Source organism: Methylocella tundrae (assembly GCF_901905185.1).
GTDB lineage: Bacteria > Pseudomonadota > Alphaproteobacteria > Rhizobiales > Beijerinckiaceae > Methylocapsa > Methylocapsa tundrae.
This window is the reverse complement of record NZ_CABFMQ020000076.1, coordinates 220,203-242,432: the sequence shown is the minus strand read 5'-3', so window position 1 is coordinate 242,432 and position 22,230 is coordinate 220,203. Positions and strand designations below refer to the sequence as shown.

The following is a 22,230-nucleotide window of genomic DNA, read 5'->3' as shown; positions in this document are numbered from 1 at the left end:
CGCAGGGCTGGCCACGACGGCCTCCTCCGATCATTGAACGACGAGATCGGCGTGCAGAGCCCCCGCGGCCTTGATCGCCTGAAGAATGGCAATGATGCCCATTGGCTTCAGGCCAATGCGATTGAGTCCGGATACAAGCTCTCGCAAGCTTGCGCCTCGCACTATGCCGATATGTCCACCCCGCTGATTTGTGTCGATGTCGGTGCGTGGAACGACCACCGTCCGACCGTTCGAGAACGGGGCGGGCTGTGAGACTTCAGGCGTCTCGACGACGCGGACGTTGAGATTGCCATGCGTCACCGCGACGGTCGAGACCTGGACATCCTGCCCGATGACGATCGTGCCGCTGCGCGAGTCGATGACGACGCGGGCAGGCGCGTCGGGCTGCACCAGAAGATCGCCAATTTCAGCCATGAAGCGGGTCGTCCCCACATTCGCGGGCTTCATCAGGGCGACAGAATTCAGATCGCTTTCGCGCGCAAGACGGACGCCATATCGACGAACTCCAAATCGGTTGATCGCATCAGCTATCAATGTCGACGTATTGAAATCTGGATTCTTCAAGACGAGGGCGAGCGGTCCGACATCCCTCAGCCCGCCTGGCACTTCTCGCTCAACCAAAGCGCCATTGGGGATATGCCCAGCCGTCGCGACATTTTGAGTGATCGTCTCGGCCTGCCCTTGGACGACGAAACCAGCGACAGCGACTTGTCCCTGCGCAATCGCGTATGTTTGGCCGTCGACGCCCAATAGCGACGTCAGGATCAAAGTTCCGCCGTAAAGGGACGTCGCGTCACCGAGAGAAGACACCGTGACGTCCATGCGCGATCCGGGCTGGATGAAGGGGGGCAGATCGGCCGTCACAAGGACTGCTGCGACGTTCCGCGTGCGCAACGCAAGGGCGCGAACATTGATTCCCATGCGGTCAAGCATCGACTGCAGCGCCTGTTGCGTGAAGGTCGAATTCGTTAGCGTGTCGCCGCTGCCCTGAAGCCCGACAACGAGCCCGTAGCCGACAAGCTGATTGTCGCGGACGCCTTGCAAGGTGACGATGTCCTTGATGCGTACCGACGCCTCGGCAGAGACAGCCACGATTGCGCTGAAAAGAAGAATCAGAAATGTGCGAAGCATCAGCCGCCGCTCAAAAGAATAGTGCCATCGGCCTGTACAATTCCCGAGACCGTCAACCCCGTCTCGAGATTGCGCAAGGATATGATGTCGCCAACGCTGCCGTCCTGAAGCGCCGCGCCATAGGTCGCAATTGTCAGGCCGCCCTCTGCGAACACAATCCTGACTTTCGCGCCGTTCGCTACAATCTTCGGCGCCGACACCGCATTCGAAGGCACCGGCGCACCGGGCAGCAAGGTTCTTCGCGCAATTTTCCCAACGAGCAAGTCACGGCTGACTATCACATTGGCTCTCACCGCAGAGGTCAGGCCAAAGTCGCGATCAACCAGCCAATTGTCTTTGATCGCATCGCCCGGATAGATCGTAATGGCGGGGACAGGCAACACATTCGACTCGGATGCGAACGCCGGCGGCAGCGCGCAAGATCCGAGAATTACGATGAGGCAGGTGGCGTATGCCGTTGCGCCCCCGAGAGTGCCCCTGAGCATCCCGATCATGTCCTTACCCCATGTTCTTTGAAACCGTGCTCTCCATGTCGGAGGCGGCCTGGATCACCTTCGAATTCATTTCATAGGCGCGCTGCGCAGAGATCAGATCCGTGATCTCCTTGACGGGATCGACGTTCGAGCTCTCAAGATATCCTTGGCTCACCGTCGCAAAGCCCGGATCGCCGGGAATGCCAACCACCGGCGGGCCCGACGCCTCCGTTTGGAGATACAGATTGTTCCCAAGAGGCGTCAGCCCGGCGTCATTCGCAAAATTCGCGATGGTAATCTGACCGAGTTGCTGCGGAGCAGTCTGCCCCGCAACTGTCGCCGAAACAATTCCAGACTGGCTTACGGTCACGCTGAGAGCATTGGTCGGAACTGTCATCGCAGGACTGACGACATATCCATCCGCCGTGACGATCTGCCCTGTGCCGTTTGTATTGAAAGCGCCATCCCTAGTGTAAACGATGCCGCCATTCGCGTCAGTCACTTGAAACCAGCCGCGCCCGTTGAGCGCCATGTCGAACTGGTTTCCGGTATTGGTTAATGCGCCTTGGATATGAAGATTGCGGATCGATGCTGTGCGCACTCCGAGACCGAGTTGTGCGCCTTCTGGAATTGTGCTGCTCTGGCCGCGGCTTGATACGCCCTGCAGACGCTCGGCCTGGTAAAGCAGATCCGTAAATTCGGCGCGCGCGCGTTTGAATCCCGTGGTGTTGATGTTCGCTATATTGTTGGCTATGACCGCAACATTGAGATCTTGGGCGGCCATGCCCGTGGCGGCAATGGAAAGCGCTTTCATTTCCTCTCCTTAGATCGCCATTTGAGACAGTGACTGATAGGCCGAGACGACTTTGTCCCGAATTGCGATTGCCGTGTTGAGCGATTGTTCTGCGCCCATCACCGACTCCACAACTTGCTGAACCGATGCCTTGCCCTGAAGCGCGGAGATCGCAGTCGCTTCGCCGCTCTTCAGATCATTGACGGCCCGGGCGGACACGTCCGCCATGACCTGGCCGAAATCCGCGCTGCCCCCTGCCGGGGTGAGCGTTGCGGAGATAGAAGGCGATGCGGTCGTAGCACTGGAGCCAAGAACAGAGCCAAGAAGCGAAAGAGCGGCAATCATGATGAATTCCTCAAAAGATCGATGGACATTGAAGAAAGATCCCTTGTCTGTTTGACGATTTGCAAATTGGCTTCGTAAGAGCGATTTGCTTCGCGCATGTCGGCCATTTCCATGACCATGTTGACATTCGGAAGTTTGACAAACCCCTTTGAATCCGCGGCGGGGTTTCCGGGATCCTGCTCGACCCGGAAAGGCGCCTTGTCGACGCCGATGGCGCTGACGTGCACCAGCTCTACGCCAGACACGCGATCCATCTCGCTGGCAAATGTAATGGTCTTGCGCGCATAAGGATCAGCCCCAGGCGTCGATCCCGTCGATTGCGCATTGGCAAGATTTTCGGCGACAACCCGCAATCGCGCGGATTGCGCTTCAAGGCCGGAACCGGCAATTCTGAGAGATGCATCAAGTGGATCGATCATTTCCTATCCTTTGACGCTCGCCATAAGCATTTGGTTGAAAGCTTTGACGATGCTCGTGTTGAGCGAGAACGAACGATTGACCTCGCCCGCCTTCATCATCTCGTTCTCAACGCTGACTGAATTTCCAGAATGCGTGGTCTCCCATGCCGCGGCGTCCTTGGTTGCGATCTGATCGGGCCCCAAGGGATCCACGCCAATATGACCCGGGTTCGTCGCCACCATGCGGATCGAAGAGTCGTTGAAAACGTCTTCGAAGGGAACAACATCTCCAGCCGTAAAGCCCGGCGTATTCGCATTCGCGACGTTGGTTGCAACCGCGGCTTGACGCACAGTTAACCAGCGCGCCTGCTGCGAAGCGAGATCGAGAAGGTGGATCTGACCCACGACGGCCTCCTAATAAAGCGTTCGCTCAAACACTGGTTTTAGAGGAAACGCCTTGCACCAGGCTGACCCAGATGCCGCCAACACGGTTGGCGCCATACAAAGAGCATGGGCACAGCCAATCGTTGGATCTCACGCATCATCTAACCGGGACTCGCCGCTTTTCGGACGCTAAAGCATCACCGAAAGCCAACGATCAAATGCCTGTCTTCAAAATGGAAGAATCGGCGGCGCGCGTCGGCCGTGATTATCTATCCGGCGCCTGAGAGAACACGCGCGTCGGTCAGCGCCTCGATCATTTGGGACGTGTCCTGCATCAGATCGCCTGAGGACTGGGTCGCTTCAAAATGTTCAATCGAGACTCGGGTCTTATCGCCGGCGAGAACGAGCCTGAACACGATCCATACGTCGCGATGTCGAAATTCCATGGCGATGGTGATCTCCGGAGCGCCGCCCCAATCCAGTTCATACTCCGCCGCCCACGCATAGTGGAGGGTCTCCGCGCGGAAGAAGAGCTCAATCGAAGAATTCACGATGTCCTGGATATTTGCGAATTGCTCAAAGCGGATGCAGGCAATGTAGTCAGCGACGTCTATAAGCTGCAGCTCCTCGGCGACCGGTTCAATGGCGTCGCGGAGAATCCTCGCCCTCAAGTCAGCCTCATCGCGGCGCCGAGATAACATGGGAGCGACCTTCACTTTATGGCGGCCGTGTTCGCGCTCTTAGAATACAGAAAATGAATGAGCTCCGCCACGGCCTTATAGAACTCCGGCGGGATCGCCCGATCGACCTCGACGCTATCATACATGGATCTCGCAAGCAGCTTATCTTCGATGACCGGAATCGAGTGCTGTTCCGCAATCTCGCGAATCTTGAGGGCGATGAGATCCTGCCCTTTCGATAGCACCATAGGCGCGCCGCCCTCTTCCTTAACGTAGCGAAGCGCGATCGCGTAATGCGTTGGATTTGCGATGACGAGAGTGGCCCTTGGCACAGCCGCGATCATGCTCTTGCGCAAACGATCCTGCGCCAGCGAGCGCAATCGCGCCTTCTTCAAGGGGTCGCCCTCGTTTTGCTTCATCTCATCCTTGATCTCCTGCTTGCTCATGCGCAGTTCGCGTCGCCAGTGCGTGCGCGCCCAGACAAGATCTGCGGCAAGTAGAACAACCGTCACGACGCACACGACGGACAAAAGCCGCATCGCAATCGAAAGAATCAATTCCGGAATTGCTTCCGGCTCGACCGCCATCGCATCGACCAAATGATTCTCCTGCCAATGCAAAACGGTGAACGCGACAACAGAGATGGAGCTCAATTTGAAGACGCCCTTGAGAAATTCCACTTGCCCACGGGCGCTGCATAATCGCTGCCATCCGGCGCCTAAGGAGATGCGTTGGAAATTGGGTTGTATCCGATCGAAGGCGAAGCGCGGCGCATTCTGAATCAGTGAGGCTAAGACGCCCGCCGCACAGAATATAACCAAAGGCGTGATCATAAGCTTGCAAGCGCTCCACCCGACCACTTCAAGCAGGGCGACAGCGTCGAAGCCATTGCGGAGCGACACCGCGCCCGCGTCGTCCAGCAACCGCTGCAGCAATTCCGTCATCGAAGCGACGAATTCCTTCGCGAAGAACGCGCCAATAATCAGCATGGACGAGATCGAGGCGAAGATCGAGGCTTCTTTGGAGAACGGAACATTGCCGCGCTCCATCTCGTCCGCGAGCTTCTTTTCCGTCGGCTCTTCTGTGCGGCTTTCCTTCTCCTCCGCCATAAATGCCTATTCCCGGCTACTCATAGAGTTCATCTTCATCCTCGGACGAATTCAACTCGATCTCACCATTGCTCGATAATTCGAGGGCGGTGTCGGCGATCATGCGGCGCGCCTTGAGAACGTCGCGCTGAAGGGCGGGACCGCCATTGGCCAATTCGCTATCGACGATCCGGCGCGCGCGCGCAGCGAGCGAAGACAGGATCGAATCGCGAAAGCCGGCGTCTGTGCCCTTCAGGGCAAGGACCACCAACTCTGTCGGAATTTTGTCGAAGAGGACGCTGCGCGCCTTTGGCTGCAGCTTGATGATGTCGTCGAAGGTGAACATAAGGCCGCGCAGGACCTCCGCCGCCTTCGGCCGCGCCGCCGCGAGGCTCTGCATCACGTCTTCCATTTGGTCACGTTCCATCTTATTGATAATATTCGCTATTCTGACATTCTGCTCACTGCCGTTCTGACGGGACAGGTTGGAGAGAAGGTCTTCTTGCAACTGGCCCTGAATGATGCGGACCGCGGCTTCCGTAACCTGCCCTATGCTCAGCATTCGACGCATCATCTCATTGCGTAGATCGCGCGGGAACTGGCCCATCACCTTGGCTGCACAGACCGGAGTCACCTTCGACAAAATGAGCGCCGCGGCCTGCGGATGTTCCTTGGCGAGATAAGCGCCCAGGGTTCCCTCGGGGACGTTTGAGAGCCGCTCCCACATCGCTTCATTCGAATTGCCGGTGACATCCGACATCACATCGGCAATTTGCTCCGGCGACAGGACGCCGTCGAGCATTTGTTCAACCTCGTTTGGCGAACCGAGAAGATCCACTCCATTGGCGAACTGACTTGCGAAATCTTCGACAAGCAATTCCAGCGTCGGCGCGGGAACGACGCCAAGCTCGGCAACTGAACGCGTGATCTGCTTCAATTCGTCGACGTCGAAATGTTTCAAGAGACGGCTTGCAAGCGGCTTTCCCATAGCCAGCAGCAGGGCGGCGACCCTTTCGGGCCCACGCAGAAACCTCTGGCTCACGCCACTCGCCTGGGCGATAGAGGCCGCCATCTCTAGTCGACAGCTCCAGCGGGGCCGACGATCTCAGTCAGCGATACGCCAAAGCGCGAATTGTCGTCTTCCACCACCACGATTTCCCCTCGCGCGATGATGCGGCCGTTCACGACGACATCAACCGGCTCTCCAACCCGATGATCAAGCGGTATGACAGCTCCACGTCCGAGTTTGAGCAGATTTGAAACCGGCATCACGGCTGAGCCCAACACCACCTGAACCACAACCGGAATACGAAGGATCGTGTCGAGATTACGTCCTCCATTTGATTGCGTCAGCGAGTCCGCGTCGAGGCGCTCGCCCAAATTTGTCGCTCTAACATCAACGTCTGACATGATTCCGAGTTTCCCTTTCAATGACCGGATAGAGTTTTGTCATCTGTATTCATGCTGCGAACCAGCTATTTGCGTTGACGCAGGAAAGACGGCGCGCCCAATTTTGAAGCCGCTCCGCACGATCTATCGCGATAGAACGTCATCGATGAATTCCTGCTCCTGGCTCACGGATTCATCAATGCGTAGCGTGTAGAAGCCTTCGCCCTGCCCGAGATTGCACCAGAAAAGAGGCTCGGCATTGCACTCCAGCCTGATGCGCGTCCTGGTAGTCGCCTGAAGCTGGAGAATGCCTCCAACTTTCAAGTCGGCGATATCCGCGAGGACAAAGTGACGCTCTTCGATCACGCCCTTGACGGCGACCTCCGTGCGTCCGATTTCGCTCTCAATCTGCCTGGTCCATGCCGGGTCGCGCACCGCGGCGTCATTTGAGAGATCGCGCCCCAATTGCTGACGAACGGAGTTCAGCGCCGCTTGCGGGATCAAAATGAACATCTCGCCATGGCGCCCAAGAATGCGAAGCTTGACTTTTGCGTTGACGCCGAACGAGTTCCTTGGCGCAATGACGGCGAAATCCAGCCGCGTCTCCACTCGCTCCAGCTTGAAGACCGTGTCGCTCACCGTCGCAAATGAGCTTTGCAGGGCGCGCCCCAGGAGTTCGAAAGTCTTTTGCGCAAGACGTAGTTCAAGGCTTGACAATTTGCGCCTTTCCCCAAAGGGCGCCTCGCCTCCATCGCCGCCGAAAAGGGCCTCGGCCAACGTGAAGATGAAATTGTGATCGAGCCCCATCAGGATGCGCGAATCCCAAGCCTGCACATGGAAGATGCCTATGACGACGTTGTTTTCGAAAGTGTCGAGCACGTCTCCCATGCGCTTGGCGGCGATGGCGTCGACCGAAAAGAAGGCCGGAGCCGGGGAAAGCTGACGCAAATTTTCGGAACTTTGCGCCGCCATTCGATCGAGGATCACATGCAGCATGGGCATGCGGTCAATCGATATGCCCGGAGCGTCAAGCAGCCGCTCCGACCCGTTCAGCACAGAATTATTGGAGTGAATATCCGACATGGTTGATCAGGCCGCCTGTTGCTGAACGGGTTTCGGTCCGCCGGAAACGGTCTCATTCTCAACCATGTCGATGGAGGGCCGATCATGCGATGCGATCGTCTTGCGCCCATGCTCCAGAGCGATCTGCGGCATGGCGCCATTCATGAAAGCGAGGAGAGTCTGCTTGACGATGATGTAGAGACGGCAGCGCACCGAGCGCGTCGCCTTGACCTTGTGCGCAAGGGGAGAGACAACCCCATAGGAAACGAAAATGCCCGTGAATGTTCCGACCAGCGACGCGCCGATGAGGCCGCCGAGAATTTCAGGCGATTGATCCAGCGCGCCCATCGCGTGAACGACGCCAAGGACCGCGGCGACAATGCCTAGCGCCGGCAGGCCTTCGGCGATAGCCGTCAGGGCGTGGTACGGCTTTAGCTTGTCGTGCGTGACCGTCTGAATCTCCTCATCCATCAGCGCCTCGATTTCATGCGTGCGGGCATTGCCGATGATGATCAGGCGGCAATAATCGCAGATGAAGCTCGTCAGATTCGCATCGGCGAGGACCTTCGGGAAATTCTTGAAGATCGCGGATTCGTTCGGATTGTCGACATGCTGCTCGACCTCGCTCCGCGCCTTGCCGCGCAGTTCCCGCATAAGCGTGTAGAGAACGCCGAGAACGTCGAGATAGTCGCGCTGGGTCGGACCCCGATTGAGAATCGCCTCGACGATCGCGCCCGCAGTGTCCTTGATCGTGGCCAGGGAATTAGCGATGATGAATGTGCCGAGGGAAATGCCGAGGATGATGCAGAATTCCCACGGCTGGAAAATAACCTCGAGATGGCCGCCCATGCCTGCGAAGCCGCCGAGCATGCAGCCGAGTGCGACAATCATGCCGATTAGAAACGCCAAGGCCCACCTCATGCCGTCGACAACCTTACGGAAATGATTAAACGGCCGGCCTTGCTTCAGGCTGAATTCAGCAACTCCAATTCGATCGAAATGCGCGCTTCAACGCCGGGGCAAGAAAAAGACAAAAAACGCGGCGATGCTTGAATTCCTTTTGCTTCTGGAGGCGCTGATGCCGGCGGTCAGGTTAGTCTTCGTTTCGGCCTGGCTGATCGGCGGTTCGCTGACGGCTTCGGCTCAGGTCGCGAGTTTCGATTGTGCGAAAGCGGCGACCTCGACGGAGGTCGCTATTTGCCGCGAGCCCTCGCTTGGCGCGAAGGATATCAAAATGGCGGCCTATTATCAGATCCTGGTTAGCGTCGAGCCAGCCTCGAGCGGCATGGCCTATCGCGAGTTTCGCGACAATCAGCGCGATCTGCAGGCCAATTGGGTGACGCAGGCGCGCAACGCGTGCGAGGGCGACGTCGCCTGTCTGGAGCTGGCCTATGACAGGCGCATTGCCGAATTGACGTCGACAATCGCGAAAAGTCTCGGCCTGACCTATGGCCGCATGTGCGACGGCGGTTGAGTATTTTACGATCTTCGATGAATCGGAGAGGTTGCTCTCCTCCCTGGCGGAGAAGCGGCGTCGAGATCGCGCCAAAACGCCTTCGTTCACGCTCCTCACGGAATTTTCAATATCCGACCGCCAGCGTTCCGCGCTGACGCGGGTCTGCTGCTCCCATCAGAAGGCCCTTCGCGCGCAAGATGCTCTCCGCCGACCCCCAGGCGCCGCGCGTCGCGACGTTCTGGCCCAACGCCTCAAGCAGCCGGATCGTGTCGATGGAAACGCCGCGCTCGACCTCGAGTTCGTCCGGAACGCCCTGATGATGAATACGGGGCGCGGCCGTCGCTTCGGCAATGTTCATTTTGAAATCAACGACGTCGCTGATGATTTCCGTAACGATGGTGATGATGCGAGAGCCGCCCGGCGAACCGGTGACGAGTTCGAGTTCGCCGTCGCGAAAGAGCATCGTCGGAGCCATGGAAGACAATGGCCGTCTGCGCGGCGCCGGCGCATTCGCTTCGCCGCCGAGCAAGCCAAAAGCGTTCGGCGCGCCGGGTTTGGCTGCGAAATCGTCGAGTTCATTATTGAGGAGCACGCCGGCCCCCTCCGCGACGAGACCGAGGCCGTAAGAAAAATTCAACGTGTAAGTATTCGCCACCGCGTTGCCCTCGGCGTCAACGACCGAAAAATGCGTCGTCTGATCGCTCTCATAAGGCGCGGGATCAAGCGGCGTAATCTCGCTCTCTGGCCGCGCCCGGGCCAGAGAGATCTCGGCGCGCAGCCGAGCCGCATAGGCTTTTGAGATGAGCCCGCGAACCGGAATGGCGATCTGGTCGGGATCGCCGAGGTATTTCGCGCGGTCGGCGTAGGCAAGCTTCATCGCCTCGGCGAGGACATGGATGGTCGCGGCGGATCCCTCGCCGAAGTCAGCCAGGGGAAAGCCTTCAAGAATATTAAGAAGTTCGATGACGTGGACGCCGCCGGACGAAGGCGGCGGCATGGAGATGATTTCATGGCCACGGTAGAGGCCACGGACCGGCTCGCGCTCGATGGCGCGATAGGATTTCAGGTCGTCGAGCGTCATGCGGCCGCCTGCAGCCCGAACGCTGGCGATGATTTTGGCGGCGACTTCGCCTGTGTAAAAGGCGCTCTCGCCATCGGCGCCGATCGCCTCGATGACATTGGCGAGATCGGGCTGGGCCAGGGTCTCGCCGCGCCTCAGCGGCAATCCATCGGGATGCAGGAAGATCTTTGCGCTTGACGGCCAGCGCGCGAGCCGGCGCGTTTGCTGCAGCGAGTCGGCAAGATCATCTTCCACCACGATTCCTTCGCGCGCGAGGCGAACCGCCGGCGCGACAATATCGGCAAGCGACAATTTGCCGGAGCCATAGCGATGGAAAGCGAGCGTCAGCCCTGCGACCGTTCCCGGCACGCCGACGGCGAGCCCCGTATCGCGGGATTTGGTCGGGCTCGCAGCGCCAGTCGCGTCAAGAAAGACGTCGCGCGTCGTGGCCTCGGGCGCTGCTTCGCGATAGTCGATGGCGATATCCTTCTTCGATTCGGCCAGATGCACCAGCATGAAGCCGCCGCCGCCGAGATTTCCGGCGCGCGGCAAAGTGACGGCGAGCGCGAATCCGACCGCGACCGCGGCGTCGACCGCATTGCCGCCACGGCGGAGAATGTCGACGCCGATCCGCGCCGCCTTTCCTTCCTGCGCGGCCACCATCCCATGCTCGGCCAGAACGGGGAGAAATCGCGCGCCTTGCGAAACGATCGGAGACGTTGAGGCCGGCGAGGTCGAATCCGCGAGCGTCGGTGATGCGGCGATAAGGGCGAGCGCCGCAAATGTGGTCGCGATGAAGCGGCGCTGGCCTGGAGAAAGCCACGCGGCGCAGCCTGAAGTTCGCTTGAGAGAGCTTTTCGTTTCCATCAAATCAGGAAATCTCTATTTGCGCGCCAGATACGAACCTGGCGTTTGCGTTCGAAGACGCTGCCGCCAGGACAAAAAACCATTGTCACAGTGCGTCACCATGGTCTGCGACAATGGCCAAAAAGATCGAGCCATAGCGTTCGAGTTTGGCTGGGCCGACGCCGTGAACGAGCTTCAATTCGTCTTTCGTGCGCGGGCGCGCCCTGGCGATGCCGATCAGAACGCTGTCATGAAAGATGACGAAAGGCGCCTGCTTCTGCCTCCTGGCGATTTCGAGGCGTTTTGCTTTCAGCGCCGCCAAGAGATGATTCTGCGTCGCCGTCAGACCGGCGTCGCGCGCCCGCGCAGAAAACGCGCTCCGCTCGAGCGTCGCATCCGCGTCAGCCGCGCTCTCGATCTGCCGCAACGCCCGCCGGACTGCGACCGCGTCCGGCAAATTCGTCCCGGCGCGCAGATTAAGCGGCGCTTCGCCGATCAGAACCTCGCGCCCGGCCGGCGTGACGATCCAGCGGTCGCGATCGCAAGAATCCTGCGCGATCAGATCGGCCGCGTGCAGCTGATGGAAAATGCTGCGCCATTCGCCTGGCTTGAACTCCTTGCCGACGCCAAAGGTCGGCAGGCGATCATGGCCATGCCGGGTGATCGCCGCCGTGGCGTTGCCGATGAGCAGATTGGCGAGATGGCTGGAGAAGAACCGCCCCGAAGTCCGATGGATCGCCGACATCACTTTCTGGGCGGCGACGACGCCGTTGAAGAACGGCCATTTGCCCTCGCAGACATCGCAATTGCCGCAAGGCTCGGAGGCTTCCCCGAAAGCCGCCAGCAAGGTCTGGCGGCGGCAGCGCGGCGTCTCGCAGAGAGCGAGGAGCCCGTTGAGTTTACGCCGTTCGAGGCGCTTTCTCTCAGGCGGCGAATCGCTTTCGGAGATTTGCCGCTCGCGCAGCCTGACGTCGGCCTCGCCGAACAGCGTCAACGTGTCGGAGGGCAGACCGTCGCGGCCGGCGCGGCCGATCTCCTGATAATAGGCTTCGATGCTTTGCGGCAGATCGGCATGGCAGACAAAGCGCACATTCGGCTTGTCGATGCCCATGCCAAAAGCAATCGTTGCGACGATCACGACGCCATCGCAGCGCAAGAATTCATCCTGATGAGCCGAGCGAATCTCGGACGCAAGCCCCGCGTGATAGGGCAGCGCCGCAACGCCCTTCGCGCTCAACGTTTCGCTGAGCTTTTCAACGCCTTTCCGGGAGGCGCAATAGACGATGCCGCTTTGTCCCTTGTGGCGCGCGATCATCGTCTCGATCTGATGCGTGACATTGGCTTTGCGCTGCATGGCGAGATGGATGTTCGGCCGGTCGAAAGAACGGACAAAAACGCGAGGCTTGGCCGGAAACAGCTTTTGCACGATGTCGTCGCGGGTCGGCGCATCGGCCGTCGCTGTGACAGCGATGAGCTGCATGTCTCCTATCGATTTCGCGACCTGCGCGAGATCGGAATATTCCGGCCGGAAGTCGTGGCCCCATTGCGACACGCAATGCGCTTCGTCGATGGCGAGAACATTGGCGCCGGCTTCGCGCAGCAGGGCCTGCGTGTCGCCGCGCACCAGGCGTTCGGGCGCGACATAAACAAGGCGGTAGCGTCCTTTGCGCAAGCCCGCCTCGATCAAGGCGTTGTCGCTCGCGCTATTGACCGAATTCAGCGCGGCGGCGCCGACGCCGCGCTCGCGCAACTGCTGCACCTGATCGCGCATCAGGGCGATGAGCGGAGAGACGACGATGGTGAGGCCCGGGCGGATGATCGCCGGCAATTGGTAGCAGAGCGATTTGCCCGAACCCGTCGGCATCACCGCCAAGATGTTCTCGCCCGCGAACGCCGCCTCCAGAACGTCGGCCTGTCCCGGCTTGAAATCCGTGAACCCGAAGAATTTTTGGAGCGCGGCGCGGGCCTCGGCCATGTCGTCGTTCAAGAGAACCCCGGTGCGTCGACAGTTTTGCAGGTTCGGCAAGATTCGGACAAGTCCCGCGTCTCCTTGCTTAGAGATGCTTTTGCCATCGTAGGCGCCCCTACCCCGCGGCCCCAGCGATGAGCGTGTCGATCTCGGCTTTCACTTTCGCCGCGCGCTCCGGCGTCATCGCAAGGCGCGGCGTATCGATCGTCTTGTCCGTGACCATGCGGCCAGGGTGCGGCGACAAAATGATGATGCGGTCGGCGAGCGCTATGGCCTCTTCGACGTCATGCGTGACGAGCAGCGTCATCGTCTTGCGCGCCTCGACCAGCGTCAAAAGCTCGGCGCGAAGCCGCAGCGCCAGGGCGGCGTCGAGTGAAACGAAAGGCTCGTCGAGAAGCAGCAGGTCCGGCTTGACCGCGAAAGCGCGCGCTATGGCGACGCGGCGCGCGAGACCCAGCGACAATTCGCCTGGAAAATGATCAAGATGCTCCGTTAGTCCGAGTGCGCTGAGGATGTCGTCGAGACCTGGCCCCGGCGTTGCTCCCGCCAGCAGCAGATTTTGCGCGACCGTCCGCCACGGCAACAGCCGCGGCTCCTGAAAAACCATGCCAATCTTGTGCGGCGAAGGCAGGCGAACGACGCCCTCGAAATCGCGATCGAGCCCGGCGATGATGCGCAACAAGGTAGTCTTGCCGCAGCCTGAGGGGCCGAGCAGGGCGCCGACCTCTCCGTCCTTCAGATTAAAGGCGACGTCGCGCAGGACAATGCGGCTGTCGCCGGCGGCGATCCTGAGCGCCTTTCGGGCGATGATGACCTCAAGCATGTTTCGGCCGCCAACGGGAGACATGGCGCTCGATCGGCTGCACGATGAAAGTCTCGATCGCCAGCATCAGGGCGACGAAGGGAAGCGCATAGGCGAGAAGCCGCGTGACGTCGAAAAGTTGAAAGGCGGTCCCGATCTCGAAGCCGACGCCATTCGAGCGGCCGAGCAATTCGACGACGAGCACGATCTTCCAGACCAGCGACAGGCCGGACCGCGTCGCCGCCGCGAGATAAGGCGCAAGCTGCGGCAGAATGACGTGCCGGAAGCGCGCGCGGAGCGGCATGACGAAGACTTCCGCCATCTCATCGAGGCTGCGGTCGAGCGCCCTTGCGCCCTCGCGCACCGTCGCCGCCGTGTTCGGCAGCTTGTTCAGCGCCACCGCGCCGATCGCCGCGACCTCGTTGAGCCCGATCCAGATGTAGGCGAGAACAATCACAACCAGCGCCGGAAGATTGAGAAGAACGATGAGCCAGGGATCGCAGAAGCGATCGATCGCCTTGTTACGGCCCATCGCCATGCCGAGCGCCGACCCGATCGCCATGGCTAAAACAAAAGAGGCGATCACGCGCGCCAACGTCGCCCCAAGGTTGAAGAAGAGAGCGCCGGAACGCGCCTCGGCGCCAATCACAGTCAGAACGGCTTGGGGCGAGGGAAGCAGACGCGAGCCGGCGACGCTCGATCCGACCTCCCACATCAGCAACAGCAGCAGCAGCGACGCCAGACGAATTGACACGGCTCAGTGTTCCGCCGGAGTTTGGTTCGCGGCGCCCTTGTAGAACGTGCCCGGATTGAGTTCGTTCGCGGCGCCAACAAGCTCGGGCCCGCCAATATCACGCAGGATATGGTAGAGCGCGGCGGCGTCCGCGGCCTCGTCCTCGACCGGGCGCGTTGGAACGCCCTCGACATAGCGCTTGCGATAAAGCGCCAGCTCCTTTGGATCCGTTACGCCGATCTCTTTGCCAATCCGCGTCCAATCCGCATCGGAGCGGGCGAGTTCCTCCTTGGCCTCATGCGCGATCTTGAAAAATCGGTCGAGCGCCGCGCCATGGCTCTTCGCCAGGCTCTCGTCGAAGACATAGCCGACCATGGCCAGAGGTCCCTTGGCGCCAAGCCGCCTTTCGACCTCATCTATGCCGATCAACCGGCGGAAACCACGGGCCTCGAGAGACACGACATAATTCCAAAAATTGAGATTGGCGTCGAGTTCGCCGTTCGCGGTCTTTGCGTAAAGCAAGGCTGGCGCGCCGAAAACAACATTCGCGCTCGCTTTGAGGTCAAGTCCGTCGCGCTGCGTGTATGCGCGCAGCAGCAGCCAGCTTTTGTCGATCGGGCCGCCCGCGACGCCAATCGTCTTGCCCTTTAATCCATCGAGCGTCTGGATCGGCGAATCAGCTGGAACCATCAGCGCCCCGACGGCCGTCGAATAGGGCTGGAAGACAAGATTGGAGGCAAGGCCACGCTCTCTCGCGACCCAGAGCCAATCGCTCAGGATGATATCGACTGCGCCGCCCATCAGCGCGATCTTCGCCGCCTCGGTTGAGGCGAGTTCGGTCACGACGAGGTCGAGGTCCGCTTTGGCGTCGAGTTTGGACGCCTTGATGACCGCGAGCTCCCAGGCGAATGTCCCAGTCTTCTGGACGCCAAGGCGGAGCTTGTCGGCGGCTTCCGAGCGGCCCGCAAACGCGAGCGTAAGGGTGAGACAAAATATCGCCCCGAGCCGGACGCGCTGCCGGCGCCCTGAATTTCCCTTCGGAGACGATGCGTTTTTCGCATTCTTCTGTCGTTTGGCGGTCAAGATCTGCTCGCTTCTATCTGGCTTCGGGTTGTCTTTTATCGTGGTGTCAGGATACATGGTTTTCCGGGTAAGCGATAATCTCAGGATCGTGACCCTGGCCAACGCTGAAGGCCGCCCGTGAGACCCAAGCGACAGTGCATCGCTCAAGGGAAGGAAACCAGAAAATGAACCTCAGATACGCCTGCATCGCCGCAACCCTTGCTTTTCTCGTCCCCGCCTCCGCAGCTCTGGCCGCCGACGGAGACGCAGCCGCGGGCGAGACGCTGTTCAAGCAGAAGTGCAGCGTCTGCCACAAGATCGGCCCCGGCGCCGTGAACTTCGTGGGGCCGGAACTGAACGGCATCATCGGCCGCAAAGCGGGCACCGCGGCGGGATACAGCTATTCCGACGGCGTCAAGAACGCTGGCTTCGATTGGGATTCGGAAAAGCTGCACACCTGGTTGACCAATCCGAAAGCCATGATCGCCGGCACAAAAATGATCTTCCCCGGCCTGCCGAAGGAATCGGATCGCGATAACGTCATCGCCTATATCTCCCAGTTCAAGGCCGACGGCTCCAAGTAACAAGCCCTATCACGACTGCTATCCCTCGCGCCGCATGAGCATGCCCCGCGAGGGATCATAAGCGATGATGGCGGCGCCGAGAAAAACGATCGTGCAGCCCGCCACCACGGCCAGCGATACCGGATTGATCTGGCCATAGAAGGCGAAACGGATCAGTTCCACGGCGTGGGTGAATGGGTTGAGTTGACAGACCAGCGCCAGCATCGGGGCGCCTTCCTGCACGCGCCAGAGCGGGTAAAGCGCCGTGGACGCGAAAAACATCGGGAAAATGACGAAGTTCATCACCCCCGCGAAATTTTCCAATTGCTTGATCAGCGACGACAGCAGCATCCCGAGCGCGCCGAACATCAAGCCTGACAGGATGAGCGCCGGCAGCACGCTCAGATAGCCCCAAAGGGTCGGCGGCTCGATCTCCCAAAAATAGGCGATCAGCAGGAATGCGTAGACCTGGAGGATCGACACCGAGGCGCCGGCGACGAGCTTTGCGGTCAACAGAAACCAGCGCGGCAACGGGCTCACCAGAAGCGTGCGCATATTCCCCATCTCGCGATCATAGACCATCGAGAGCGAGGACTGCATGCCGTTGAAAAGCTGGATCATCGCAATGAGTCCCGGCGTAATGTAAACGTCGTAGAGCACATAGGTGTCGTAGGGCGGGATGATCGAAACCCCGAGCACCGAGCGAAATCCCGCCGCGAAAATAAACAGCCACACCAGTGGGCGCACCAGGGCCGAGACGAAACGTTCGCGCTGATGCAAAAAACGCAGCGCTTCGCGCCAGACGACGCCTTTCAGGCAAATCGCATATTGCGTCAGGCTGAAGCCTTGCGCGGGGGCGGATAAGGCGGGAAATTCCTGAGCGCTCATGTCGATTGCGCCTTCTTTCAATGGGCTTCCGCGGCGTCGACGCCGGCGAGACGGTTGAAGGCGGCGCTCATGCTGGCGGCGCCGGCGCGTGCGCAAACCTCCGCGACATTGCCCTTGTCGAGGAGCTTGCCGCGATGCAGCACGACAACGTCGTCGCTGTTCTCGATCTCGTCGATGAGGTGCGTCGCCCACAGAACGCCAATGCCTTCGGATGCGATGAGGCTGCGCACATGCGTCAGAATATCCGATCGCGCCTTGACGTCGAGCCCGACCGTCGGCTCGTCAAGGAGCAACATGCGCGGGCGATGCAACAGGGCGCGGGCGATTTCGACGCGGCGCATCTGGCCTCCCGAAAGCGCGCGAACCTTGTCGTTGACCCGATCTAGCATGTCGACTTTCGTCAGCACTTCGACAGATCGCGCCTTGGTCTCGGCGGCGCCCATGCCGTGCAGCGCGGCGTGATAACGAAGATTCTGCTCTACCGAAAGATCAAGATCCAGCGTTCGCGCCTGAAACACGACGCCGAGCCGGCGCAGCGCCTCTCCCGGCGTGCGGCTGACGTCCCAGCCGAAAATCGAGATCGCGCCCGCGCGCACGCCAAACAGGCGCGTGATCAAGGAAAACAGCGTGCTCTTGCCCGCGCCGTTCAGCCCCAGCAGGACGGTGAAGCTCGCCGGCCGCACCGCGAACGACACATTATCCAGGGCTTTGCGCTTGCCGTAGGAATGGCTGACGCCGGCAACGTTCAGCGCCGCGACCGAAGCATCTCTTTCGGCGGGAAGGGGCTCGTGCGGGTCGGCGGTCATGGCGCGATCGCAACGCCCCACGGGAAAGGCCCGACGGGGATCGATTTCACCACTTTGAGGTTTGCGACGTCGATGACCGAAACGTCATTGGAAACGCCGTTGGTGGTGTAGAGGTATTTGAAATCGGGCGTAAACGCCAACTGCCAGACGCGCTGGCCGACGAGTAGATATTTATCGACTTTTTTAGTGGCGACGTCGATCACGGCGACGCGGTTCGCGGGACCTAGCGCGACGAAGGCTTTCGCGCCGTCCGGCGTGAATCTGATGCCGACCGGCTGGACCGCTTCTTTCGCAAGGCCTGGAATGTCGAACGATATCTTCTGCAGCACCTTGGGGTTCGCGGCGTCGATGACGCTGACCGTGCCGCCGACTTCCGAAGAGACCCAAAGCTCCTTGCCGTTTGGCGTGAATTGCGCCGAGCGCGGCCGCGCATCGACGAGAACATTAGCGAAGATCTTGCGCGTGCTCGTGTCGATGAGATGGGCCATATTCGTCGTTTCCGACGTATTGACCAGCACTTTTCCGTCGGGGCTGAGGGCCATTCCTTCCGGTTCGACGCCAACCGGGATCTGCAGAATGGTCTTGCGGCTCGCGATGTCGATCACGGTCACGAGATTATCGTTCTCATTCGAGGTATAGAGCAGCTTTCCATCCGGGCTCAAAATGAGCAGCTCCGGATCCGCGCCGGACTGAAAGTCGCCGACGATCGTCAGGGTTTTCGTGTCGAGGATCTGGATGGTGTCATCGTCGCCGGCGCAGATGAACAGCTGCGAATTGTCCTTGCTGAGCGCGATGCCGCGCGGGCGGCGCCCAACCTTGACCGTGTTGACGACAGCCAGCTTGTCGGTGTCGATGATCGAGATCGAATTGCCCTTCTCGTTGGAGACATAGGCTGTCGCGGCGACAGCCGGGCAAAAAGGAATGAGCGTCATCAGAACGCAAGCCGCGCCGGCGCCGCGGCGCAAGTCTCGAAAGTTCACTGCAGTTTGCATTTTGTTTCCGGTTGATCGAAGCCGAGAGTGTCGAGTTCCGAGACCTGGTGCAGGAAGCCCTCCTGCGGCGAGACGGACACGATCATGCGGCCGTCGCCGAGCAGGATCGGCTGACGCAATTGCTGGTTCCAATGCCGCAACGTCTGCTTCTGGCCTTTGAAGGCGGCGATCGAAAAATCAGGACCTGTCATATAATCGCGCAGAGTCTTTGGATCATTCGAGCCGGTGCGGTTCGCCGCCTCGCCGATCATGCGCACGGCGACCCAGGCCTGATTGTCGCGAGCGTTCATGCCGCGCGAAGCGAGCTTGAAGAACCGGCTCTGCAATTGATAGGCGCCCCACTGCTCATGGCTTGGATCCCAGCTCGTCGGCTTGAGGCCGGCTGAGCCCGCGACCGGCCGCGGGTCGTAAGTGCGATAGGGGAGATAATTGGCGAAGACATCCGATTCATCCGCCGCGATAAGGACGTCATAAGAAGGCGCGCCCTGTGTCGCGGTGGGGATGAGCCTTTGGGTCTGCACGCTGCCGGAATCGGAGCGTCGCCCGCCGCCGGTGTCTTGATAGGTGCGCTCCTCGACGATCTTGGCGCCGAATTTTTTCGCAGAATGCCGCAGCGCCTCGGCAAAGAGCTCATCCTCAGGGTGCGAGCCCTTGATCATGAACCAGCGCGGCCACCGCTTCCAGACAAGATATTGGGTGAGTCCGTCCGCGAGCATTGAATAGGTCGGCGCGACATGGATGACGTCGGCGCGGCAGTTTTCCTCGCGCAGCGAATCGTCATAGGCGCTGGTGTTGAACAGAAGGATGTCCTTGTTCTTGTTCCTGGCGGCGTCGGCGACGGCGAGAAGTTGGTTGGCCGGCAGATCGACGAGGATCAGGCCAACGCCTTTATCGGCGAGAGATTGAAAGGCTTTCAACGGATCGTCGCCGTCTTTCAATTTCACATCTTCGATCTCGAAGCTTTGTCCGAGAAATTTTCCGGTGGTGTTATTGTCCTCGGCCGCGAGCCTTGCGCCGGCGATGCCATCGTCGTCCGCCGGAATATCCAGAATGGAAATGGTGTCGCGTGAATGCGGCCCGCGAACGAAGCCGATCTTCACGTCAATTTGAGCATCAGCCGCGAAGGCGACCTTTACGCCAGCAAAGTCGAGCGCGAGCAACGCCAAAGCGAGCATAGAAACATAGACGCGCACGCGCAGGCGCCGGCCAATCTCCCGAAATCGAAAAATAGCTCCATCCCTTTGTTTTAGCGCATTTTTCTTATGCGGAGCGCGATCGGCTCCGCTTGAAAATGCTTCGGCTTGCAAATTCATTGCAACATGATGGGCTGGAGCCGCGAGCTAATCAAGGCGTTGCGCCCTGTTTGCGATCAACAAAGTCTTGAGCTGCGACTGCGCGGACCACAGTGAGCATGCCTTGTTCATTGGGCTCATCGGCGATGTGCACGCACTGAATCGCGGCGGCCTGCAAAGGCTGCGCGGCATCCGCCGAGATCGCGACATGCGCGATGTTTGTGACGTTAACTCCGGCCTCCTGCGCAAGCCTTAAGAAAATATCCGCGCTGCGCCGGGAATAATGCATGACGGCGCCGATCTCGCCTGCGTCTATGAGAGCGGCGGCCTCTTCATCCAAAGCATCGACCGGCTGCGCCGCATAGACTTCGACCGCCTCGACGACGTGCCCCGCCGCTTTCAGCTCCCGCTCGAGATCGGGCTTGCGATCGCGCCCCGCGAGATAGACGAGCCGAGCCGAGCCGGCGCCGCCCGCAAGCGATTTAACAATCGTCGGGGCGAGGGCCTTGGCGTCGGGGGCGACGTGCCCGTGCCCCTCAAAGCCGCGCTCGCGGGCGGCTTGGAGCGTGCGTTCGCCGACCACATGCAAGGGGATGAGGCGGCGCGCTTCGGGCGATGGCCACTGCGGCGAATCGGAGAATAGCTCGAAGGCCTGTGTGCTCGTCGCCAGAATCGCGTCGGCCACACCGGGCGGCCATTGCGCTCCGGTCGGCGCCATTTCGAGAACCGGCGATAGAATGGCGTGATGACCAATCGCGGTCAGCTTGGCCGCAGTGCGCATGGCCTCGTCCATGGCGCGTGTAAGCAGGATCAGCATTTGGGTTCTAATCCTCGAAGAGATTGGATGGAATGCGCGCGAGGAGTTCGCGGCCCGCCGCCTCGCCTAGCGCCGCCGCCTGTTCCGCGGGGGCGCTGAGGCGCGTCTCGAAATGCTCGGAGCCGTCCGGCCTCAGCACGATGGCGTGAAAATCAAGGTTCGTTCCGTCAATCTGCGCGAAAGCGCCGATCGGCGTCTTGCATGAGCCGTCGAGAACATGAAGGAAGGCCCGCTCGGTGGCGAGCGCAAGCCCTGTCGCAGAGTCGAGGACGGGCGCCAGGGCGGACAGCGCGGCGCGATCATCAGCCCGCGCCGTCACGGCGATCGCCCCCTGCCCCGCCGCCGGCACGAACTCGTTGACATCAAGCAAAGCGTTCGCCTGCCCTTCAAGGCCAAGCCGCTTCAGGCCGGCGAGCGCCAGTAATGTCGCGTCTACCTCGCCCGCCGCGAGCTTGGCGAGCCGCGTCTGCACATTGCCGCGCAGCAGCGCCACGCGTAGATCCGGGCGAAGGCGGCGCACCATGGCGGCCCGGCGCAGCGACGCCGTGCCGACGACGGCGCCAGGGGCAAGACCAAGAGGATGCGGCGCATGCGGCGAAATCCAGGCGTCGCGCACGTCCTCGCGCGGCAGATAGCCGAGAATGGCGATCTCCTCGGGCAGGAGAGTCGGCAGATCCTTCGCCGAATGAACCGCGATCGTCACCTCGCCGCGCATAAGGGCGAGATCGAGCTCCTTGGTGAACAGGCCCTTGCCGCCGGCCTCGCTCAGGGGCCGGTCCAAAATAGCGTCGCCCGACGTCCTGATGATGACGATTTCGATTGTCTCGGCGCCGACGCCGTGCGCCAGCGCGAGACGCTGCCTCAGCTCATGGGCCTGTGCCAGCGCCAGAGGACTGCCTCTTGTTCCGATTCTGAGTTTGAGGTCCTGGAGCAATGGGGGGTTCGAACGAAGAATCGCGAATTTCCTTCATGGATTTTGGTGGTTTTGAGGATTTGCCGATTTTCTCAAACCGGCGAAATCATTCTAGCCTTTTGTTCCGCCGTATTTTTCACGCGAAGCGGTATCCCTATCACGCAAAAATACTCTATAGGAGAGGACATTAGCCCGGTCGCGGCCGCGCGCCAAGCCGCTCTCTCCTATCTGATTGATTAGACCATTTTCCGCCCCCCGCAATTACGAAAATCGTCCGAAAAGACGGAA

25 protein-coding genes are annotated in these 22,230 nt (G+C 60.3%); 2 read left to right on the top strand and 23 right to left on the bottom strand.

All coding sequences use genetic code 11. The features are described from left to right. Positions 1–30: 30 nt before the first annotated feature. From flgI to motA, 12 genes are all read right to left on the bottom strand, one after another. A complete protein-coding gene (flgI, locus tag MPC4_RS08930) occupies positions 31–1,131 on the bottom strand; it encodes a flagellar basal body P-ring protein FlgI (RefSeq protein ID WP_174512193.1) in 1,101 nt (366 codons plus the stop codon). Next, complete coding sequence (gene flgA / locus MPC4_RS08925; RefSeq protein ID WP_244628914.1) at positions 1,131–1,625, bottom strand: flagellar basal body P-ring formation chaperone FlgA; 495 nt, start codon at positions 1,623–1,625, stop codon at positions 1,131–1,133. The genes flgI and flgA overlap by 1 nt, the downstream gene beginning before the upstream one ends. 4 nt (positions 1,626–1,629) lie before the next feature. Continuing rightward, positions 1,630–2,418 carry a flagellar basal-body rod protein FlgG gene (flgG, locus tag MPC4_RS08920; RefSeq protein WP_174512192.1) on the bottom strand — a complete coding sequence of 263 codons (789 nt, stop codon included), beginning with the start codon at positions 2,416–2,418 and terminating at the stop codon, positions 1,630–1,632. Positions 2,419–2,427: 9 nt separating this feature from the next. Next, positions 2,428–2,742, bottom strand: coding sequence for a flagellar hook-basal body complex protein FliE (gene fliE / locus MPC4_RS08915; RefSeq protein ID WP_134485969.1), 315 nt, complete (start codon positions 2,740–2,742; stop codon positions 2,428–2,430). Continuing rightward, on the bottom strand, positions 2,739–3,158 hold the full coding sequence (gene flgC / locus MPC4_RS08910; protein ID WP_174512263.1) for a flagellar basal body rod protein FlgC: 420 nt from the start codon (positions 3,156–3,158) through the stop codon (positions 2,739–2,741). The genes fliE and flgC overlap by 4 nt, the downstream gene beginning before the upstream one ends. Before the next feature lie 6 nt (positions 3,159–3,164). Continuing rightward, on the bottom strand, positions 3,165–3,545 hold the full coding sequence (flgB, locus tag MPC4_RS08905; RefSeq protein WP_174512191.1) for a flagellar basal body rod protein FlgB: 381 nt from the start codon (positions 3,543–3,545) through the stop codon (positions 3,165–3,167). A 248-nt stretch (positions 3,546–3,793) separates the two neighbouring features. Beyond that, positions 3,794–4,195 carry a hypothetical protein gene (locus MPC4_RS08900; protein WP_174512190.1) on the bottom strand — a complete coding sequence of 134 codons (402 nt, stop codon included), beginning with the start codon at positions 4,193–4,195 and terminating at the stop codon, positions 3,794–3,796. Positions 4,196–4,236: 41 nt separating this feature from the next. Next, positions 4,237–5,313 (bottom strand): EscU/YscU/HrcU family type III secretion system export apparatus switch protein, encoded by a 1,077-nt coding sequence (locus tag MPC4_RS08895; protein ID WP_174512189.1) that lies wholly within the window; start codon positions 5,311–5,313, stop codon positions 4,237–4,239. Positions 5,314–5,329: 16 nt separating this feature from the next. Further along, the gene (locus MPC4_RS08890; RefSeq protein WP_134485965.1) at positions 5,330–6,364 is read right to left on the bottom strand and encodes a flagellar motor switch protein FliG; all 1,035 of its coding nucleotides are present in this window, start codon (positions 6,362–6,364) and stop codon (positions 5,330–5,332) included. A 2-nt stretch (positions 6,365–6,366) separates the two neighbouring features. Continuing rightward, positions 6,367–6,702, bottom strand: coding sequence for a flagellar motor switch protein FliN (gene fliN / locus MPC4_RS08885; RefSeq protein ID WP_244628913.1), 336 nt, complete (start codon positions 6,700–6,702; stop codon positions 6,367–6,369). 123 nt (positions 6,703–6,825) lie between these two features. Then, a complete protein-coding gene (locus tag MPC4_RS08880) occupies positions 6,826–7,764 on the bottom strand; it encodes a flagellar motor switch protein FliM (RefSeq protein WP_174512188.1) in 939 nt (312 codons plus the stop codon). A 6-nt stretch (positions 7,765–7,770) separates the two neighbouring features. Then, positions 7,771–8,652: a flagellar motor stator protein MotA gene (motA, locus tag MPC4_RS08875; protein ID WP_134485963.1), complete on the bottom strand. Its 882-nt coding sequence runs from the start codon at positions 8,650–8,652 to the stop codon at positions 7,771–7,773. A gap of 136 nt (positions 8,653–8,788) precedes the next feature. Here motA and MPC4_RS08870 point away from each other — a divergent pair, with 136 nt between their 5' ends. After that, positions 8,789–9,217: a lysozyme inhibitor LprI family protein gene (locus MPC4_RS08870; protein ID WP_174512186.1), complete on the top strand. Its 429-nt coding sequence runs from the start codon at positions 8,789–8,791 to the stop codon at positions 9,215–9,217. A 106-nt stretch (positions 9,218–9,323) separates the two neighbouring features. On the opposite strand, the gene ggt is transcribed toward MPC4_RS08870, so the two are convergent. The 5 genes from ggt to MPC4_RS08845 all read right to left on the bottom strand — a co-directional run bounded on the left by ggt (position 9,324) and on the right by MPC4_RS08845 (position 15,692). Beyond that, positions 9,324–11,126 (bottom strand): gamma-glutamyltransferase, encoded by a 1,803-nt coding sequence (gene ggt / locus MPC4_RS08865; protein ID WP_174512185.1) that lies wholly within the window; start codon positions 11,124–11,126, stop codon positions 9,324–9,326. An 85-nt stretch (positions 11,127–11,211) separates the two neighbouring features. Then, complete coding sequence (gene recQ, locus MPC4_RS08860; RefSeq protein ID WP_174512261.1) at positions 11,212–13,080, bottom strand: DNA helicase RecQ; 1,869 nt, start codon at positions 13,078–13,080, stop codon at positions 11,212–11,214. A 109-nt stretch (positions 13,081–13,189) separates the two neighbouring features. Next, the gene (locus MPC4_RS08855; protein ID WP_174512184.1) at positions 13,190–13,897 is read right to left on the bottom strand and encodes an ABC transporter ATP-binding protein; all 708 of its coding nucleotides are present in this window, start codon (positions 13,895–13,897) and stop codon (positions 13,190–13,192) included. After that, positions 13,890–14,591: an ABC transporter permease gene (locus MPC4_RS08850; protein WP_174512260.1), complete on the bottom strand. Its 702-nt coding sequence runs from the start codon at positions 14,589–14,591 to the stop codon at positions 13,890–13,892. Before MPC4_RS08850 ends, MPC4_RS08855 begins: the two co-directional genes overlap by 8 nt. 42 nt (positions 14,592–14,633) lie before the next feature. Next, positions 14,634–15,692 (bottom strand): ABC transporter substrate-binding protein, encoded by a 1,059-nt coding sequence (locus MPC4_RS08845; RefSeq protein ID WP_244628912.1) that lies wholly within the window; start codon positions 15,690–15,692, stop codon positions 14,634–14,636. 164 nt (positions 15,693–15,856) lie between these two features. Between MPC4_RS08845 and MPC4_RS08840 the strand changes: the two genes are divergently transcribed. Next, positions 15,857–16,255 (top strand): c-type cytochrome, encoded by a 399-nt coding sequence (locus tag MPC4_RS08840; protein ID WP_134485958.1) that lies wholly within the window; start codon positions 15,857–15,859, stop codon positions 16,253–16,255. An 18-nt stretch (positions 16,256–16,273) separates the two neighbouring features. Here MPC4_RS08840 and MPC4_RS08835 read toward each other — a convergent pair whose 3' ends face one another. From MPC4_RS08835 to hemC, 6 genes are all read right to left on the bottom strand, one after another. Then, entirely contained in the window at positions 16,274–17,122 is an 849-nt protein-coding gene (locus MPC4_RS08835) for an ABC transporter permease (protein WP_174512182.1), read from the bottom strand. 17 nt (positions 17,123–17,139) lie between these two features. Continuing rightward, a complete protein-coding gene (locus tag MPC4_RS08830) occupies positions 17,140–17,928 on the bottom strand; it encodes an ABC transporter ATP-binding protein (RefSeq protein WP_174512181.1) in 789 nt (262 codons plus the stop codon). After that, entirely contained in the window at positions 17,925–18,860 is a 936-nt protein-coding gene (locus MPC4_RS08825) for a YVTN family beta-propeller repeat protein (protein ID WP_244628911.1), read from the bottom strand. The genes MPC4_RS08830 and MPC4_RS08825 overlap by 4 nt, the downstream gene beginning before the upstream one ends. Positions 18,861–18,904: 44 nt before the next feature. Then, positions 18,905–20,095: an ABC transporter substrate-binding protein gene (locus MPC4_RS08820; RefSeq protein ID WP_174512259.1), complete on the bottom strand. Its 1,191-nt coding sequence runs from the start codon at positions 20,093–20,095 to the stop codon at positions 18,905–18,907. Between the two features lie 169 nt (positions 20,096–20,264). Beyond that, entirely contained in the window at positions 20,265–21,029 is a 765-nt protein-coding gene (locus tag MPC4_RS08815; protein ID WP_174512179.1) for a uroporphyrinogen-III synthase, read from the bottom strand. A gap of 7 nt (positions 21,030–21,036) precedes the next feature. Continuing rightward, on the bottom strand, positions 21,037–21,963 hold the full coding sequence (gene hemC / locus MPC4_RS08810) for a hydroxymethylbilane synthase (RefSeq protein ID WP_174512178.1): 927 nt from the start codon (positions 21,961–21,963) through the stop codon (positions 21,037–21,039). Between the last annotated feature and the right edge of the window lie 267 nt (positions 21,964–22,230).